Below are 17,757 nucleotides of genomic sequence, written 5' to 3'. Positions count from 1 at the left end.
AACCTCAATGCCCCGCCAGGGCAATCGGCGCCGGGTGGGCCAGGCCGCCCCGGCATTTGAGCACGCGCACTTGTGCCGGCCTTGACTCGACCGCCAGGCGCAAGGCGGCCGGCGATGGATTGATCGCCTCACTCAAGGAGCGCCAGGCGAACGCCAGGGTCTGCCCGGTTTCCGCCGCCACCTGCAAACGGCGCAAGGCCCGGTCATCGGCCTTGTGCGGCCAGCACAACACCGCGCCGCAACTGCCGGAGCGCAGGCATTGCTCCACTGCCCACAGCGCATCGCGCTCCTGGGCATGGATCACCGCGAGCTGGCGAACATCCACCCCTGCGTTCTGCCAGGCGTGGGGATACGGCGTGTAGGGCGGCGCCACCAGCACAATGCGCTCGCCCAGCGCCGACAAGCGCGCCAGGGTCGGCAGCACCAGTTGCAGTTCGCCCACGCCCTCCCTGGCCATCAGAATTTCACTCAAGGCCGCCTCCGGCCAGCCGCCGCTGGGCAGCACCGCGTCCAGCGCCGCCAGCCCCGTGGGGTGCACACTGGCCGGTGGCGCGGCGGGCCGGCCCTTCCAGACTCGCCCACCATTGAACAGCGAGTCCAGGGCAACCACGGCGCCCATCAGCCTTGCCTCACCAGGCCGCAGAACACCCCTTCGATGGCCAGGTCCTGATCGGCCCCGACCACGATAGGCTGATACGCGGGGTTGCGCGGCAGCAGGCGCACCTTGTCGCCAGTGCGCTCGAAACGCTTGATGGTGACTTCACCGTCCAGACGCGCCACCACAATCTGCCCGTTCAAGGCCTCGGCACTGCGCCGCACGCCCACCAGGTCGCCATCGAGAATGCCGTCCTCGATCATCGAATCGCCCTGCACACGCAGCAGGTAGTCCGGGGTTCTGGCGAATGTGGCGGGGTCCAGTTGCAGGCGGTTGTGCACTTCGGCATCCGCACCGATGGGCAGGCCTGCGGCCACACGGCCGAGCACCGGGATATCCAGCCATTCCGGGCGCGACGGTTGGTTGAGCAGGCGAATACCACGGGCCTGGTTGGGGTTGACTTCGATAAAGCCGGCTTCGCTCAGAGCCACCACATGCTTGCGGGCGACGCTGCGGGAGGCAAAGCCGAACGCCTCGGCGATCTCGGCGAGGCTGGGGGGCTGGCCTTGCTGCGCGATGCGGTCGCGGATGAAGGTCAGGATGGCGGTACGGCGGGGGGTCAGGGTTGTCATGGAGTACATTTGTACTCCTGCGGGGAATTTCTGACAATAGCCGTCAGTCGGGGGTGGGGGTTGGCCTGAATATCAAAAGTGAGCATGGTTTAAATGTGGGAGGGGGCTTGCTCCCGATGGCGGCCTCAGGGCCGACCAGGATGCTGGATCAGATTGAGTACATATCCGTTTCTGCGGTAACGGCGGCTGGCGGTTCCGCTTTTACAGCGGGTCACTTTTGGAAAAGAGCCCCAAAAGTAACCAAAAAGGCTCTTGCCCCACCACTCGGCACCTCGCTTAGGCTCGGTGTGCCCGAACGCAGGCTTGAATCCGTGGGCCGCCGCAATGGGCCATCCCTGGCCCAGTGCGGCTAACCCGGCGTCCTGCCGGGTTACCCACGAATTCAAGCCTGCGTTCGGCCAGCGTGGTTTAACGGGGCGCCTGAGATCAAGATCAAAAGCGCGGCGGCCTTAGAGCCGACCGATATCTTGTGCCGATCCCGATCCAAATGTGGGAGGGGCGATGCGACGATTCGACTTGCCTCCGATGACGGTGTGCCAGCCAGCTTATATATTGACTGGTACACCGCCATCGGGGGCAAGCCCCCTCCCACACAAACAGCGTATCCACGATGCGAAGCGAGCGGCTCTTGCACTTGCTCTTGCTCTTGCTTTTGATCTTAGGCGCCCCGTCAACCCACGCTGGCCGAACTCAACCACCCAGCAACATCATCAAGCCGCACAGCTCTTCCTGTTCAGACTCTCCACATCAATCACATACCGATACTTCACCTCCAGGTTATGCGGCGCAGCGACGGTGTTGAGAATGAAGTCCAGCCTGCGCCTGGCGGCTGAAACGTTCAACCGAGCACGTCCATACAATTCGCGTTGCGCTGCGCCCCCTAACCTCACGGCTTTCGAACCCGCAGAAGCGCTGGAGAATGGGCATGCGTAACAAAGCAATCAAGGTATCCGTGGCACTGACGCTGTTGGCAAGCGCAGTGATCAACAGCGCGCTGGCCGCCACCCCAGGCGTCGCCGTGGCGCCGCAATATGACACCAGCCACGTGTATGTGGCGCCCGCCGATGTCGAGCGTTTCGCCCAGAGTTTCCTTGCCACGTTTGGCGGCAAAAGTACGCCCCAGGTGGTGGTGAATGTGCTGCCGGTGCCAAGCAGCACCACCTCGCAATTGCTGCAGACCCCGGCGGGTACGGTGTCGTTGTTCGGCTTTACCACGCCCGTGCCGCACCCGTTCGGCCAGGAGCGCAACGGCTATCTGGTCAAGGACATGGACGTGGCGCTCAAGGCAGCGCGGGACAACGGCGCCGATGTGATCGTCAGCGACTTTCCCGATCCGATTGGCCGTGACGCCGTGGTGCAATGGCCGGGCGGCGTCAACATGCAGCTCTACTGGCACACCAAGACCCCGGATTACGCGGCGTTCGAGACCGTTCCGGAAAACCGCGTGTATGTCTCCAACGACAGCGCCGAGCGTTTTATCAAGGCGTTTCTCGGTTTCTCCCATGGCAAGGTGGTGAGCGACGACAAGCACGCGCCGGCCGTTGATGTCGGCCAGGCGGGCGGCACTTACCGACGCGTGGAGATCGAGTCGCCCTTCGGGCGCATGGCCGTGCTGGTCACCAATGGTCAACTGCCCTACCCGTTCGGCCACGACACCACCGGCTATCAGGTCAACGACCTGGCCGCCACCCTCGGCAAGGCCACCGGGTCCGGGGCCAAGGTGCTGGTGCCCGCGTTCGACAGCAAAGGTCGGCGCAGCGCACTGGTCGAATTCCCCGGCGGTTATGTCGCGGAAATTCACCAGCTCACCGCGGCAAAATGATTCGTCACACAGGCTGGAGCCTGGCCGTGCTGTGGCCGCTGCTGGTCGGCAGCGTCCATGCCGAGGATCAACCGAGCCGACCGGCAATCAAGGCCAATCGCTGGCAGGAAAACTGGTCGGTGCTCAAGGATCCGGCGCTGCGCACGCAGCCGCTGGACAACCTCAAGTACATCCCGCTGTCCGGCACCGACCCGTTCACCTACCTGTCCCTGGGCGCGACCTTGCGCGAGCGTTTCGAGATGAATGACGCCAGCGGTTTCGGCGTAAAGAACGTGGCCCGTGATCGCTATTTGATCCAACGGTTTCAGGTGCATGCCGACCTGCATTTGAACCAACACTGGCGCGTGTTCACCCAGCTTGAAGACGTGCGCGCCTACGACAAGTCCACCCTGGGCGGCGCCGATCAGAACCGCGTGGATCTGCGCCTGGCCTTTGCCGAATACGTGAACACCTTCAGCAGCGGCACGTTCAAGAGCCGGATCGGCCGTCAGGATTTCGCCTTCGACTTGCAGCGCTTCATTTCGTCACGAGACGGCCCGAATGTGCGGCAGTCGTTCGATGCGTTGTGGGCCGACTGGGAAACCCCGAACTGGCGCTTTATCGGGATCGCCAGCCAACCGGTGCAGTACCAGGATGGCCGGCATTTCGACGACAAATCCAACAGTGATGCGCGCTTTCACCTGCTGCGGGTCGAGCGCCTGGTGGGCGGCACGAACGAGCTGTCGGCCTACTATGGCGTGTACGAGCGCCGCGCGGCGCACTACCTGGACGCTGATGGCGACGAGACGCGCCAGTTGTTCGATGCGCGCCTGGGGGGCGCGGCACAGGGGTTCGACTGGGACATCGAAGCCATGCTGCAAGGCGGCTCGGTGGGCAGCAAGGATATCCGCGCCTGGGCCGGCGGCAGCCGCACCGGCTACACCTTTGACAGCCTGGCGTGGAAACCGCGCGTGGGCCTGCAACTGGACATCGCCTCCGGTGACCGCAAAAGCGGTGACGGTACCGTCGGCACCTTCAACCCGCTGTTCCCCAACGGCTATTATTTTTCCCTGGCAGGCTATACCGGCTACAGCAACCTGATCCACGTCAAGCCGTCGATCACCGTCAAGCCCATCGCCAAGCTCAGCGTGCAAACCGCCGTCGGCCTGCTGTGGCGGCAAACCACCGCGGACGCCGTCTACACCCAGCCCAGCGTGCCGGTCGCCGGTACCGCCGGACAGGGTGAACGTTGGACCGGCGCCTACGGTCAGTTGAGAACCGACTACGCCTTCACGTCGAACCTGACCGGCGCGGTCGAAGCCGTGCACTACGCGGTCGGCCAGACCCTGCGCGATGCCGGCGGACACGACAGCAACTACCTGGGCATGGAGCTCAAGTTCAGCTGGTAACGCTGGCAAGCACACCGATACAAGCCGCGCGGCGACTTTTGGCGCAGGCTTTCGAGGCATAAGCCCATGCGCATTTTTAACCCACTCTTTTCATGCAGACAAAGGAGTTTCAGATGAGCACATTCGTTGCCAAAGACGGTACCCAGATCTATTTCAAGGACTGGGGCAGCGGCAAGCCCGTGTTGTTCAGCCACGGCTGGCCACTGGATGCCGATATGTGGGAATACCAGATGGAATACCTGAGCAGCCGTGGCTTTCGCACGATCGCGTTCGACCGTCGAGGCTTTGGCCGCTCGGACCAGCCGTGGACCGGCAACGACTACGACACCTTCGCCGACGATATCGCCCAGTTGATCGAACACCTGGACCTCAAGGACGTGACCCTGGTGGGCTTCTCCATGGGCGGCGGTGATGTGGCCCGCTACATTGCGCGCCATGGCAGCGCACGGGTCGCCGGGCTGGTGCTGCTCGGCGCCGTGACGCCGATCTTCGGCCAGAAGGACGATTACCCGCAGGGCGTGCCCAACGACGTATTCGATGGCATCAAGGCCGGCCTGCTGAAGGATCGCGCGCAGTTCATCAGCGATTTCAACACGCCGTTCTTCGGGCTCAACAAAGGCCAGAAAGTCTCGGACGGTGTGCTCACCCAGACCCTGCAGATCGCCCTGCAGGCCTCGCTCAAATCCACCGTGGATTGCGTGACCGCGTTCTCGCAGACCGACTTCCGCCCGGACATGGCCAGCATCGATGTACCGACCCTGGTCATCCACGGTGACGGTGACCAGATCGTGCCGTTCGAAACCACCGGCAAGGTCGCGGCCGAGATGATCGAGGGCGCGCAACTGAAGGTGTACAAGGACGCGCCCCACGGATTCGCCGCCACCCACACCCAACAGCTCAATGAAGACCTGCTGGCGTTCCTGAACCGCTGAAAATCCCACATTTGGATCGGAATCGACACAAAATACCGGTCGGCTCCAAGGCCGCCGCGCTTTTGCTTTTGATCTGCTTTTGATCTTAAGCACCCCGTTAAACCACGCTGGCCGAACGCAGGCTTGAATCCGTGGGTAACCCGGCAGGACGCCGGGTTAGCCGCCCCGCGCCAGGGATGGCGCGTGGCGGCGGCCCACGGATTCGAGCCTGCGTTCGGGCACACCGAGCCCAAGCGAGGTGCCGAGTGGTGGGGCAAGAGCCTTTTGGGTTACTTTTGGCTGGGCCGGCATTCCGGGCTCTTTTCCAAAAGTGACCCGCTGTAAAAGCGGAACCCATAGCAGCCGTTACCGCAGAAACGGATATGTACCGGGTCTGATCCAACATCCTGGTCGGCCCAGAGACCGCCATCGGGGGCAAGCCCCCCTCCCACATTGGATCGAGGCGTGTCAGGTGGGTAGCTGTCGGCTGGGAGGCCGCCATCGGGGGCAAGCCCCCCTCCCACATTGGATCGAGGCGTGTCAGGTGGGTAGCTGTCGACTGGGAGGCCGCCATCGGGGGCAAGCCCCCTCCCACATTTGGGTCTCGGCGCGTCAGGTAAATACGCGTTGGCTGTGCGGCCGTCTCGGGAGCAAGCTCCCACATTTGAATCGCCTTTACTATTCAGGCAAATCGCTGCCTCAGTGTCAGTCGTCCCGGCCCGGCGATCAGGATGCTGGCGAAGATGATCATCAACAGCCAGCCAAACTGCCCTTCGAACAGCGTCCACTGCGGATGCACCACCAGCAGCGCAATGATCAGCACCGCCAGGATCGGCAGGCACGCCAGGCGTACCAGCACGCCCGCGACGATCAACAATGGGCACAGCACTTCGGCAAAAATCGCCAACCACAATGTGACAGACGCGCCCAAGTGAAACGGGTCTTCGATCAGCTTCAGCTGTTCACTGTAGTGGAGCAGTTTCGGCAACCCATGCACCCACAGCAAAAACAGCGCCCCACTGACCCGCAAAAACAACAGCCCGATATCCTGATGTCTTGTTTCGTTCATACGCCACCTGTGTCCGTCGAAATGACCGGCCGCCAGTGTGGCCCTGGCCATGACAATGGGCTTGCAGGGGTGTGCTGACTTCGCAGCCAGCGCCATTGGGGTTGCACTGCTGCTGGAAGCGGGCATGATCTGGCTGAACCGTCGACCGCTCGCCACGGTCCCAACCCATACGCTCATCGTTACAGGAACCCGTTCATGACCCTGCCCCAAGAAATGACCCTGATCGAAATCACCGCCCCCGGCGGCCCCGAGGTGCTGCAGCCGCGTCGCGCAGACGTACCGGTGGCCGGGCCGGGCGAGATCCTGATTCGCGTGCATGCCGCCGGGGTCAATCGCCCCGACGCTCTGCAACGCGCCGGAAAATACCCGATGAAACCCGGCATGAGCCCGATTCCTGGCCTGGAAGTGGCCGGCGAAGTGGTGGCGCTGGGCGAAGGCGTGCATCAATACGAACTCGGTGACAAGGTCTGCGCCCTGACCAATGGCGGCGGCTATGCGCAGTTCTGCGCGGTGCCGGCCAGCCAGGCGTTGCCGGTTCCCGAAGGCATGGACTGGATTCAAGCAGCTGCCGTGCCGGAGACCTTCTTCACCGTCTGGGCCAACCTGTTCGGCCTCGGCGGCGCCTGCAACGGCCAGCGCGCGCTGATCCACGGCGGCACCAGCGGTATCGGCACCACCGCCCTGATGCTCTGCCGGGAATTCGGTATCGAGGCCTTCGCCACCGCCGGCAGCGCCGACAAATGCGCGGCGATCGCCAAGCTCGGAGCGCAGCCGATCAATTATCGCGAGGAGGATTTTGCCCAGGTCATCGTCGAGAAAACCGCAGGCAAAGGCGTCGATGTGATCCTCGACATCATGGGTGCCTCCTACCTCAACAACAACCTCAAGGCCCTGGGCATGGACGGCCACCTGGTGATACTGGGCTTCCTCGGTGGCGCCAAGGCCAATGACGTGGACCTGCTGAGCATTCTCGGCAAACGTGCGGTGATCACCGGTTCCCTGCTGCGCGCACGCACCCGCGAAGAAAAGGCCGCCATCGCCGAGCAGCTGCGTGAACACATCTGGCCGGTGCTGAGCGAGGGGCGTTGCCTGCCGATCATCGACAAGGTGTACGAATACACCGACGCCGCCCAGGCTCACGCACGTATGGAAGGTGGCGACCATATTGGCAAGATTGTCTTGCGCGTGGAATAAACCAGACAGCGCCCTGTAGCGAGGGCGTTTGCTCACGCTGGAGGGCCCTGCCCTCCCGTGACTCGCCACAGGGTAGCGTCGAACTCAGTCTGCTTTGGCATATTCCGGATAATCGACATACCCCGCCTCGGTCCCGCCATACAACCCGTCAGCCTTCAACGCATTCAATGGCCAGCCATTGAAGATCCGCTGCGGCAGGTCCGGGTTGGCAATGAACGGCCGCCCGAATGCAATCAGGTCGGCCAGCCCGGCTTCCACCAGTTTTGCACCGCGTTCGGCGGTGTAGCGGCCGGCATAGATGATGCGCCCACTGAAGGTGCTGCGCACGGCCTGGCGGAAGCTGTCCGGCAGGTCGGGCGCATTGTCCCAATCGGCTTCGGCGATGGAGACATAGGCGATACCCGACTGCTCCAGCACCTTGATCGCTTCGATGTAGGTGTGGTGCGGGTCTTCTTCCACCAGGCCGATGTAGACACGCTCCTGATCGGTGCCACTGAACAACGGCGAAAAGCGTACGCCCACGCGCTCCGGACCCACTACCCGGCACACGGCTTCGACGATTTCGCGCAAAAAGCGCAGGCGATTATCCAGCGTGCCACCGTATTCATCATCGCGCTGGTTGGAATGGGCCGAGATGAATTGGTTGACCAGGTAACCGTTGGCCGAATGAATCTCCACCCCGTCGAAGCCGGCGTCCAGTGCATTGCACGCCGCCTGTGCGTAGTGGCCGACCAGTTCCTCGATCTCCAGCACCGTCAGGGCGCGGGGTACCGGCGGTTGTTTGAGCTCGCCGACACCCGGCGCGGTTTCGATAAAGGCCTTGGCCTGCAGGGCCTGGATGGCCGAGGGTGCGACCGGCGCGGCGCCGTCGGGTTGCAAGGCATTGTGGGACACGCGGCCCACATGCCACAGCTGGGCGAAGATCACGCCGCCTTCGGCATGCACTGCCTCGGTGACCTTGCGCCAGCCATCGATCTGCGCCGGCGTATAGATGCCCGGCGTCCACGCGTAACCCTGGCCACGGGGTTCGATCTGGGTGCCCTCGCTGACCATGAAACCGGCGCTGGCACGTTGACGGTAGTACCGGGCCATCAAGTCGGTAGCGATATCGCCCGGTTGCGCGCTGCGCTGGCGGGTCAGGGGCGGCAGCACGATACGGTTGTTCAGGGTGTGATGCCCCAGTTTTACGGGGGTGTTCAACGGATGAGCCATGGGGATATTCCAAATTCAGGACGAGCGAAAACACTGGCGACTCTTGCGAGCCGCCACATGCATCAATCGGTGGGTTTAAGTCGGTGGGGTTAAGTTAAGCGGTGAGTTTCAACAGGGCCTTGGCCACTTCACTGGAACTGCCGGGGTTCTGCCCCGTCACCAGCAGACCATCGACGATCACGAACGACTGCCAATCGGCGCCCTTCTCGTATTTGCCGCCCAGTTTCTTGAATTCATCTTCCACCAGGAACGGCACGACGTCAGTCAGGCCCACCGCGGCTTCTTCCGAGTTGGAGAACCCCGTGACGCGACGGCCCTTGATCAAGGGCTCGCCGTTGACCGCCTTGACATGACGCAAGGCGCCCGGTGCATGGCAGACAAACCCGACAGGCTTGCCGGCACGCTCGAACGACTCGATCAGCGCGATGGACACCGGCGACTCGGCCAGGTCCCACAGCGGACCGTGGCCGCCCGGGTAGAACACGGTGTCGAAGTCATCGGCGTTGACCGCGTCCAATTTCACCGTAGTGGCAAGGGCCTGCTGCGCGGCAGGGTCGGCGTTGAAGCGGTGGGTTTGTTCGGTTTGAGCATCGGGCTGATCGCTGACCGGGTCCAGCGGCGGCTGGCCACCGGCCGGCGATGCGAGCACCACCTCGGCACCGGCATCTTTGAACGCGTAATAGGGAGCGGCAAACTCTTCGAGCCAGAAGCCGGTCTTGCGGCCGGTATCGCCCAGCTGGTCGTGAGAGGTCAGTACCATTAATACTTTCATGTTCCAGTGCCTCGATCGTGGTGAATAGCAGGGTTTTCGGGGTGGCCCAGCAACTGCCGGGTCAGGTCCAGCGCCTCATCGAACGGCGCGGTAGTACGGGATATCTTGCCCATGACGCTGGTCCCCAGCCACAGCGCATACAGGCGCCGGGCCAGGCTTTCGGGGGGTTGCTCGAGCATCAGCGAACCGTCTTGCACGCCGTGCCGCAGCGCCATGGCGAGCAAATCGATGGTGCGTGACGTGCCGCGCTGCAATGCCAGGCGCATCGGCTCTGAAAGGTCTGACACCTCGGCGCCGAGTTTGACGGCAAGGCATTTGCCGGCGTCGGTGCAGCCGGTGTGGTTGTCGATCCAGCCCTGCCAGTAGCGCATCAGCCTGGCGTAGTGGGACAAGCCCGACTGGCTGAACAGCTGCTGCATGCCCTCGATGTAGTGATCGAAGTAGGTATCGAGCAGCACCACCCCGAACGCGTCCTTGGAGGTGAAGTAGTGATAAAACGAGCCCTTGGGCACCTCGGCGGCTTGCAGGATTTCGTTCAACCCCACCGCAGAAAATCCCTTGGCACCCACCAGGGTTTGCGCGCTGTCAAGAATGGTCTGGCGTGTACCTTTGGTTTCGCGGTTCATGCGTGGCCCCTTGCGATTAGACCAGTCGTCTAGTTCGTTGAGGCAATGTTAGGGAGGTGCGCGCAGGCTCACAATGTCATATCCGCAAGGATTCCGGACATTCGCCAGCGGCAGTTGCCGTTTACCCGGCACGCGCCGACAATCCTCCCTCCCGCGCCCCTTGGAGAATAACGATGCACAGCGTTGCGCTGATGGTTTACCCGAACTTCCAGTCCCTGAGCCTCAGCCTGGGCTCGGTGTTCGAGTGCGCCAACCTGCTGCGGGGCGAGCCGGCCTATGCTTTTCATCTGGTGTCGGAAAGCGGCGGCGCCGTCATGACATCCCAGGGGTTTTCGGTGAACACCACGGCGATCCGTCCCGAGGGCTATGACACGCTGATCGTCAGCGGCTACCTGGAGTTTCGCCTGCCGGAAGCCAATCTGCTGGAGATGGTCAAGACGGCTTCTGCGCAATCGCGCCGCGTGGCCTCGCTGTGCATGGGCATTTTCGTGCTGGCCGAAGCCGGTCTGCTCGACGGCAAGCGCACCACCACCCACTGGATCCACGCGCCGGCGTTTCGCAAGCGCTACCCGCACATTCGCCTGGAAGACGACAAGTTATTCGTGGTGGACGGCCAAGTGTGGACCGGCGCCGGCATGAGCGCCGGGGTCGACCTGGCGCTGGCGATGGTGGAGAACGACCTGGGCAGTGACCTGGCCCGGCGCATCGCCCGCAAGCTGGTGATCGCCCAACGGCGCGGCAGTGAACAATCGCAACTGTCGGCCTTGCTCGAGCTGGACCCCAAGTCCGATCGCGTGCAACTGGCCCTGGCTTACGCCCGGGAAAACCTCACCCACGACCTGTCGGTGGACGCCCTGGCCGATGTCGCACGCCTGAGCCCGCGCCAGTTCAGCCGGGTGTTTCGCGAAGAAACCGGGCAGACGCCGGCCAAGGCCATCGAAGCCCTGCGCGTGGAAGCGGCACGGGCCATGATGGAAACCAGTCGCCACCCGGTCGAAGTCGTGGCCCGCGAAACCGGGTTCGGTGATCGCGAGCGCATGCGCCAGGCGTTTCTCAGGGCGTTCGGGCAAGCGCCCCAGGCGATGCAGCAGGTGTTGTTCAATCCGGCCCCGGCCCATGGCCGATCAATGCAGTGAAGCGTGTGTAATCAGGTAGCTCATCAGCTGCGGTTCATCGTCCAGCTCCAGGGTCTGCACCGGACGCGGCAGGTTATCCAGCACCGTGCGCCAGAACGCCTGGGACACTTCGTCCTGATCAAAAAAACGCACCAGCCAGTTGTCCTCGCCGCTGCACAGCACCTGGGTGGCGATGGCGCGGCCGATGCCTTTGCGGCGGTAGCGCTTGAGGATGAACAGGTCGGCCAGTTCCAGCGCATCGATACCCGGCAGTTCGCTGACTTCGATCAGCAGGAAGCCGGCGATATAGCCGTCCACCAGTAACAGGTTGGCGCTCCATTGCGGGTCTTGCCAATAACGGGCCAGGTGCTCGTCGTGGATGTAGAAACGGCCATCGGTCTCGACGTCTTCCTGTTCCCAGTCCGACGACTCATACGCGTAGTACTGGTAGAGATTGCGGATCAGCTCGGCATGTTCCGGGCCGGTCTGGATCAATTCAACGGTGGTTTCAGGCATGGGGCTCTCAGTGAAAAAACGCAGGGCGCCATTGTTCACAAAAGCGCCGGCCAGGCCAATACATTGCCCAACCTTTCTATTGGCTGAACCGATTGCAGATAGCGAACAGCCCTGGCCGAAATCCTGAAACATTTAGAATAAACTTCGCCGGCTCTCCCTTTTTTCAAGGACTCGTATTTTGACTAACGTGTGCTCCGCCGGCCTGGATGTGGGGTTCGCCTCCCTGGATTACCTGCAGATTTTCATCCTGGGCGTGATCCAGGGCATCACCGAGCTGTTGCCGGTGTCCTCCACCGCCCACATGCGCGTGGTGCCTGCCCTGCTTGGCTGGCAAGACCCGGGCTCGGCGTTTTCCGCGGCGATGCAGTTGGCGGCGCTGGCGGCGGTGGTGAGCTATTTCTGGCGCGATGTGCAGCAAGTCACCACCGGCAGCATCAGTGCCGTACGCCGGGGTGACTACAACGACCGCTGGTTCAAGCTGGCGGTGGCGATTGTGCTGGCAACGATCCCGATCTGCATCGCCGGCCTGGCGCTGTCCTCGACCTTGAACACCTGCAACTCGCCACTGCGCGGGCTGATGGTGATCGGTATTGCCTGTGTGGTGATGGCAGTGTTGCTGGCAGCGGCTGAATTGCGCGCCCACCACACCCGCGACGTGAGCCAGATGCGTTTGCGCGATGCGCTGATCGTCGGAGTCGCGCAGATTGGCGCGTTGATCCCCGGCGTATCGCGCTCGGGCTCGACCCTGACTGCCGCGCTGTTCCTCAACTTCAAACGCGAAGAAGCTGCACGGTTCTCGTTCCTGCTGGGTCTGCCCGCCATTGCCCTGGCCGGCTTGAAAGAACTGTGGGTGCTGCTGCACGCCGACATGCCCGCCCATGCCTGGCCGCATTTGATCTTCGGTCTGGTGGTGGCGAGCCTGTCGGCGTTCTTCGCCATCTGGGGCCTGATGAAGTTTCTGGAACGCTTCTCCACCTGGCCCTTCGTGATCTACCGCGCGCTGCTGGGGGTGTTCTTGATTGTGGCGGTCAGCACCGGCTTGCTGGCCTGATGCGGTGTTGTCGCACGTGAGCTGTCCCACACCTGGCGAATCAGCGCTTTGAGCTTCAGCGCCTCGGCCCAGCGATCACTGAGCTCTCGGCCATCCGCGGCGGTGATCGCATACGGCGGCGGGCCGAGTTCGCAGGTGAACGACAGGCTTGGGGGTGTCTCGGGGCGGGCCAGCCAGTCTTCGATCCCGTAGCGCCACCAGCCCACAAAGCGCTCGACCCAGGCTTGATGCTGCGCAAAATCCAGACCCACCTGCACCTGTTCACTGCTGGCGACGCGGCCATGAAAGCCCCAGCTATGGCGCAGGATAGTGCGTATCTGCTCATCGTCATCGGCGGCGCCGGGCTCGGGCAATTCGCGCCCGACCACGTAGTGGGACAAGTCCGCGAGCAGTTTCAAGTCAGGCATTTGCGCCAGCAAGTCGAGGGTGAACAGCAGATCACTGGTAAGGCGGTAACGGTGGGTTTCCAGCAGGATCGGGAAATCCACCTGCTCGGCCAGGCGTTGCCAGCCTTCGATCAACCGGCCCGCCTCGGCCTGGGTACGCGGACGTACGTCGGCTTGCAGGGTCAGGTGATGACAGCCGTAACGGCTGATCACCTCCAGCGCGCGCGCCAGGTCGTCCACCGTCTGCGGGAACAGTTGGCCTTCGATCTGCAAGCCGCGCGCGGCGGTGGCCGCGTGCAGGCGCGCAACCTCTGCGGCCTTCCAGTAGTGATCGGTGACGCCATCGAAACCGGCGGCGGCGATTCGGTCCAGCTGCGCCTCGAGCGGGCCGGGTTCGGTTTGCATCGCCCATAAGGATTGAAATACCAGCAATTGGCGCATATCAGCCTCGCAGCCATTGTTTGAGAGAAACACCCGGATCAGCCAGAGCGGCCGACGGCAACGGTACACCTGCGCCGATCAGGCGTTCACACAGCTTGATGTCCCTGGCCACGCGGTTGCCCGGCGCCCAACCGCAGGCGCCCTGTAGCAGCCCGTGGTCATCGAGGTAGAACAGCAGCAAGCCGCCATCGGGCAAGGCGCGGGTGACCGTACTCGGCGTCATCACGCCGACCGTCTGCACGCCCCAATCATACTGATCGGACCAGAAACCCGGCACGGCCTCGAAAGGCAATGCCCGGCCCAGCAGATTCAATGCGGCATGCCGACCCTGGGCCTCGGCATTGCGCCAGGTTTCCTGGCGCTGGTAGAGACCGCCAAGACGGAACTCGCACACGTCCCCCGCCGCGTAGATATCCGCCGCGCTGGTGCGCAACTGCGCATCGACGCGAATGCCCTGCCCCACGTCCAGCCCGGCCGCCGCGGCCAGTTCGAGATTGGGTTGCATGCCGATGCCGACCACCACCAGGTCGCACGGCAGCGTTTGCCCATCCACCAGGTGCACGGCGTCGGCCTCGATGGACGCCACCGCGACATTCAAGCGCACGTCCACACCTTGCTCGCGGTGCAAAGCCAGCAGCGCGTCACTGATGATTGCTGGCAATACCCTGCCCGCCAGGCGCGGCCCGGCCTCGAGCACCGTCACCGCACAGCCTAGGCCGCGCGCGGTCGCCGCCACCTCCAGGCCGATAAAGCCGCCGCCGATAACCACCAGCCGAGTGCCGGGCCGCAACTGCTCACGCAGGGCCAGGGCTTCGTCATGGGTGCGCAGGTAAAGCACGTGGGTTTGCGCCTGCGGCAGACGCCGCGCACGGCCGCCAGTGGCCAGCAGCAATCCGCTGTAGGGCAGCCACCGGCCATCGGCCAACTGCAGCCGATGCTGCGGCGGCGCCAGCCGGCTGACCGCATTGCCCGCGATATGCTCGATACCCAGCTCGGCCAGCCGCGTGCTGTCGCACAGGCTGCACCCGGCCAGGTCCTGGCTGCCTTGCAACAGGCCCTTGGACAGGGGCGGTCGTTCGTAGGGCACGTGAGGTTCGTCGCCGATCAGGATCAGCCGACCGCTGTAACCCTCTTCGCGCAGGGTCAACGCCGCACGGCCACCGGCATGGCCGGCGCCGACGATAATCAGGGGCGCGTCCATCATCACGCCGTGACGGCGAGCAGTACCCGCCCCGCTTCGACCCGTACCGGGTAGGTTTTCAGGTTGACGCACACCGGTGCGCCCAGGGCCTTGCCGGAGCGGTAATCGAAGCGGCCGTTGTGCTTGGGGCATTCGATCACATGGTCCATGACCAGGCCGTCGGCCAGGTGGATTTTTTCATGGGTGCACAGGCCGGCGGTGGCGAAAAATTCATTCTCGGCCGAGCGAAACACCGCGTAGGTGTGCGCCCCGTGGTCGAAGCGCAGCACGTCCTCTTCGTCTATGTCGCCCACGGCGCAGACGTCGATCCATTGATCGTTCATGGTTTTTATCTCTTATTAAAGGGAAACGAACTTCAGCCGGCAGAGACTTCTGCGTGCACAGCGGCAGGAACAGATTCAGGCTGCCGTCGGATCGGACGCTGGACGAAATAGGTCGGGTCGCTGCGCTGCTTCCAGACCGTCGGGAGGATCTCCTTGTAGGCCTCCCACAGATTGGCGTAAGGCGGCGGGCAGTCGCGACGGATCTCTTCGTGCAATTGCGCCAGTGCGTGGTACGGCACCATCGGGTACATGTGGTGCTCGAGGTGGTAGTTCATGTTCATGTAGATAAAGCGCAGCACGCGGTTCATGTAGATGGTGCGGCAGTTGCTGCGGTGGTCGAGCACGTCCTCGGCCAGGCCCACATGCTGGGTAAGCCCGAACAGGTAGCCAAGCCAGGCGCCATAGATGCTCGGCAGCCCCACCAGCATCAGCGGCAACCCGCTGTGCAGGTACAAGGCGCTGCCGATGATCAGCCCATAGAGGCCCACCCAGATACGCGCGGCGCGAAACACTTTGGGCCACTCGGATTCGGGGATGAAATCCCGTTCCTGGGCACTCATCCGGCCGATGGCATGGCGGGCCACGCCACTGAAGGTCTTCCACGCCAGGGGCAGATTGAACAGGCTCAGGAACATCATGGCAAAGCTCGGCGGACGCGGCTCGACGATCTCCGGGTCGCGGCCGACGACGATGGTGTCGGTGTGATGCCGGGCATGGCTCCAGCGCCACACATGGGGCTCGAAAATGCAATGAAGCTCGCCACCTGGTACAGCGCGTCATTCATCCAGCGGGTCTTGAACGCCGTGCCATGGCCGGTTTCGTGCCAGCGCGGGTTGGAGGCGGTGCCATAGAGCACACCATAGGCCAGGAAAAACGGCACGCTGGCCCAGGAGCCCCAGAACCAGTAGCCGCCAAAGCCGGTTGCGAACAACGCGGCGAACCAGATGGCCGTGTCGACCAGGGCCGGGCCGTCGCGGCGCTGCATCAGTTCTTTCATGCGTTTGCGCGGGACCGGCGACTGGTACCAGCTGGCCGAGACCAGACCTTTTTCGGCGGCGCGGGCGGCCTCGGGGCCGGTCAGGCTGTAGTCGCGTCGGGCGCGGTGAGCGGTGTGTTCAGGCATTGTTATTGTTCTCCGCAGCGGGTGGTTTCAGAAACGTTGCGAAACCAACCATAGAGCGCGGCCAAATCACCCTCAAGGCCTTGAATCCATTCCCTATCAAGCTATCATCCAGGCCCAGCGGGGCTTGATAGTTTTCTATCAAGACGCTCAAGGGGCTCGACATGACCAACCATAAACGCCCGACCATCGCCACAGTTGCCGCCCAGGCGGGCCTCAGCGTGGCTACCGTCGACCGCGTATTGAACGCCCGCGCGCCGGTCAATCCGCAAACCGCCGAACAGGTGTTCCAGGCCGCCGAAGCCGTGGGTTATTTCGCCGCGAGGCTGATCGGCCAGCGCATTCGCGAACGGCGTCCGACCTACCGCTTCGGCATTCTCCTGCTGGGCACCGCCCAGGCGTTCTATGCCAACCTGGCCCAGTCGATCAACGCGGCGGCGCAGCATCACGCCAGCGCCAACCTGACCTGCCAGTTCGACTACATCAATGACCGCACACCCAGCGCCATCGTCGCGCAGATCGAGCAACTGGCCGTACAGTGCGACGCCCTGGCGGTGGTCAGCTTCGCCCATCCGCTGATCAATGCCTGCCTTGCGCAAATCCGCGAAGCCGGCGTGCCGGTGGTGGCATTGCTTTCGGATATTCACGAACACGCGGCCGAGCCTTATGTGGGCCAGGATAACCACGTGGTCGGACGCACCATGGGCTGGCTGGTGGCGCGCACGTGCGGTGCGCGCAAGGGCAGCGTGGGCATTCTGCTGGGCGGCCATCGCTTTCTCGGCCACCAGGCGCGGGTCGAAGGGTTGCACCGCTACCTGGCCGAACACGCGCCGGGGCTCAAGCCGCTGGAACCGCTGATCAATCTGGACAACTGCGACATCACCGAAGAGGCCACCCTTGACCTGCTCAGCCGCCACACCGACCTGCGCGGATTGTGCGTGGTGGGCGGTGGCGGTGACGGCGTGATCAGCGCCCTGGCGCAACTGCCCAAGCGCCCGGCGTTGTGCTGCATCCTGCAGGAGTCCACCGAGCTGTCGCGCCAGGCGCTGAGCCGCGGGCTGATCGATGTGGTGATGGACTCGCAACCGCGCCAGACGGCGGTGGCGTTGGTGGAGTTGCTGGTGCAATTGCAGAGCGCCGAGGGGTTCGATGCAAGGCGGCATCGGGTGCATATTGCGCCACACATTGTCACCTCGGAAAACCTGGGCACCTGAGACAGGGACGGCAAATGTGGGAGGGGGCTTGCCCCCGATGGCGGCCTCAGGGCCGACCAGGATGTTGGATTGGACCCGAGTACATATCCGTTTCTGCGGTAACGGCTGCTATGGGTTCCGCTTTTACAGCGGGTCACTTTTGGAAAAGAGCCCCAAAAGTAACCAAAAA

General features: G+C 63.4%; 17 protein-coding genes and 1 pseudogene. 7 read left to right on the top strand and 11 right to left on the bottom strand.

Features of this window, described 5'->3' with window-relative positions:
* Positions 1-4 precede the first annotated feature (4 nt).
* Both imuA and lexA read right to left on the bottom strand, forming a co-directional pair.
* Positions 5-619 carry a translesion DNA synthesis-associated protein ImuA gene (gene imuA, locus BFQ04_RS20675; protein ID WP_065952357.1) on the bottom strand — a complete coding sequence of 205 codons (615 nt, stop codon included), beginning with the start codon at positions 617-619 and terminating at the stop codon, positions 5-7.
* Entirely contained in the window at positions 619-1,236 is a 618-nt protein-coding gene (gene lexA, locus BFQ04_RS20670) for a transcriptional repressor LexA (protein WP_065952356.1), read from the bottom strand. Before lexA ends, imuA begins: the two co-directional genes overlap by 1 nt.
* Before the next feature lie 916 nt (positions 1,237-2,152).
* Between lexA and BFQ04_RS20665 the strand changes: the two genes are divergently transcribed.
* The 3 genes from BFQ04_RS20665 to BFQ04_RS20655 all read left to right on the top strand — a co-directional run bounded on the left by BFQ04_RS20665 (position 2,153) and on the right by BFQ04_RS20655 (position 5,369).
* The gene (locus BFQ04_RS20665) at positions 2,153-3,049 is read left to right on the top strand and encodes a VOC family protein (protein ID WP_065952355.1); all 897 of its coding nucleotides are present in this window, start codon (positions 2,153-2,155) and stop codon (positions 3,047-3,049) included.
* Entirely contained in the window at positions 3,046-4,437 is a 1,392-nt protein-coding gene (locus BFQ04_RS20660) for an alginate export family protein (protein WP_065952354.1), read from the top strand. The genes BFQ04_RS20665 and BFQ04_RS20660 overlap by 4 nt, the downstream gene beginning before the upstream one ends.
* Before the next feature lie 113 nt (positions 4,438-4,550).
* Positions 4,551-5,369: an alpha/beta fold hydrolase gene (locus tag BFQ04_RS20655; RefSeq protein ID WP_065952353.1), complete on the top strand. Its 819-nt coding sequence runs from the start codon at positions 4,551-4,553 to the stop codon at positions 5,367-5,369.
* Positions 5,370-6,030: 661 nt separating this feature from the next.
* Here BFQ04_RS20655 and BFQ04_RS20650 read toward each other — a convergent pair.
* Positions 6,031-6,417 carry a DoxX family protein gene (locus BFQ04_RS20650; protein WP_065952352.1) on the bottom strand — a complete coding sequence of 129 codons (387 nt, stop codon included), beginning with the start codon at positions 6,415-6,417 and terminating at the stop codon, positions 6,031-6,033.
* A 195-nt stretch (positions 6,418-6,612) separates the two neighbouring features.
* Between BFQ04_RS20650 and BFQ04_RS20645 the strand changes: the two genes are divergently transcribed.
* A complete protein-coding gene (locus BFQ04_RS20645; RefSeq protein ID WP_065952351.1) occupies positions 6,613-7,611 on the top strand; it encodes an NAD(P)H-quinone oxidoreductase in 999 nt (332 codons plus the stop codon).
* A gap of 84 nt (positions 7,612-7,695) precedes the next feature.
* Here BFQ04_RS20645 and BFQ04_RS20640 read toward each other — a convergent pair whose 3' ends face one another.
* From BFQ04_RS20640 to BFQ04_RS20630, 3 genes are all read right to left on the bottom strand, one after another.
* Positions 7,696-8,823 carry an alkene reductase gene (locus BFQ04_RS20640; RefSeq protein WP_065952350.1) on the bottom strand — a complete coding sequence of 376 codons (1,128 nt, stop codon included), beginning with the start codon at positions 8,821-8,823 and terminating at the stop codon, positions 7,696-7,698.
* Between the two features lie 94 nt (positions 8,824-8,917).
* Positions 8,918-9,595: a type 1 glutamine amidotransferase domain-containing protein gene (locus BFQ04_RS20635; RefSeq protein WP_065952349.1), complete on the bottom strand. Its 678-nt coding sequence runs from the start codon at positions 9,593-9,595 to the stop codon at positions 8,918-8,920.
* The gene (locus tag BFQ04_RS20630; protein ID WP_065952348.1) at positions 9,592-10,221 is read right to left on the bottom strand and encodes a TetR/AcrR family transcriptional regulator; all 630 of its coding nucleotides are present in this window, start codon (positions 10,219-10,221) and stop codon (positions 9,592-9,594) included. The genes BFQ04_RS20635 and BFQ04_RS20630 overlap by 4 nt, the downstream gene beginning before the upstream one ends.
* A gap of 173 nt (positions 10,222-10,394) precedes the next feature.
* On the opposite strand from BFQ04_RS20630, the gene BFQ04_RS20625 reads away from it, so the two are divergent.
* Complete coding sequence (locus tag BFQ04_RS20625) at positions 10,395-11,357, top strand: GlxA family transcriptional regulator (protein WP_065952347.1); 963 nt, start codon at positions 10,395-10,397, stop codon at positions 11,355-11,357.
* Here BFQ04_RS20625 and BFQ04_RS20620 read toward each other — a convergent pair.
* Positions 11,346-11,852 carry a GNAT family N-acetyltransferase gene (locus BFQ04_RS20620; RefSeq protein WP_065952346.1) on the bottom strand — a complete coding sequence of 169 codons (507 nt, stop codon included), beginning with the start codon at positions 11,850-11,852 and terminating at the stop codon, positions 11,346-11,348. The genes BFQ04_RS20625 and BFQ04_RS20620 overlap by 12 nt on opposite strands.
* A 178-nt stretch (positions 11,853-12,030) precedes the next feature.
* Here BFQ04_RS20620 and BFQ04_RS20615 point away from each other — a divergent pair, with 178 nt between their 5' ends.
* Positions 12,031-12,903, top strand: a complete 873-nt coding sequence (locus BFQ04_RS20615) for an undecaprenyl-diphosphate phosphatase (RefSeq protein ID WP_065952345.1) — start codon at positions 12,031-12,033, stop codon at positions 12,901-12,903.
* Here BFQ04_RS20615 and BFQ04_RS20610 read toward each other — a convergent pair.
* The 4 genes and pseudogenes from BFQ04_RS20610 to BFQ04_RS20595 all read right to left on the bottom strand — a co-directional run bounded on the left by BFQ04_RS20610 (position 12,843) and on the right by BFQ04_RS20595 (position 16,377).
* Positions 12,843-13,730 carry a sugar phosphate isomerase/epimerase family protein gene (locus tag BFQ04_RS20610; protein WP_241669101.1) on the bottom strand — a complete coding sequence of 296 codons (888 nt, stop codon included), beginning with the start codon at positions 13,728-13,730 and terminating at the stop codon, positions 12,843-12,845. The genes BFQ04_RS20615 and BFQ04_RS20610 overlap by 61 nt on opposite strands.
* A gap of 1 nt (position 13,731) precedes the next feature.
* The gene (locus BFQ04_RS20605) at positions 13,732-14,931 is read right to left on the bottom strand and encodes an NAD(P)/FAD-dependent oxidoreductase (RefSeq protein ID WP_065952344.1); all 1,200 of its coding nucleotides are present in this window, start codon (positions 14,929-14,931) and stop codon (positions 13,732-13,734) included.
* A gap of 2 nt (positions 14,932-14,933) precedes the next feature.
* Positions 14,934-15,254, bottom strand: a complete 321-nt coding sequence (locus BFQ04_RS20600; protein WP_065952343.1) for a MocE family 2Fe-2S type ferredoxin — start codon at positions 15,252-15,254, stop codon at positions 14,934-14,936.
* Positions 15,255-15,286: 32 nt separating this feature from the next.
* Positions 15,287-16,377 (bottom strand): annotated as a pseudogene (locus tag BFQ04_RS20595) (fatty acid desaturase family protein).
* A gap of 161 nt (positions 16,378-16,538) precedes the next feature.
* Between BFQ04_RS20595 and BFQ04_RS20590 the strand changes: the two are divergent.
* On the top strand, positions 16,539-17,588 hold the full coding sequence (locus BFQ04_RS20590) for a LacI family DNA-binding transcriptional regulator (RefSeq protein ID WP_065952342.1): 1,050 nt from the start codon (positions 16,539-16,541) through the stop codon (positions 17,586-17,588).
* Positions 17,589-17,757: the final 169 nt, after the last annotated feature.

The organism is Pseudomonas sp. 37 R 15, from assembly GCF_900004865.1.
In the GTDB taxonomy this organism is placed as follows: Bacteria; Pseudomonadota; Gammaproteobacteria; order Pseudomonadales; family Pseudomonadaceae; genus Aquipseudomonas; species Aquipseudomonas fluorescens_AM.
Note: the sequence above shows the minus strand (reverse complement) of the source record. Positions and strands in the feature narration are given on the sequence as shown.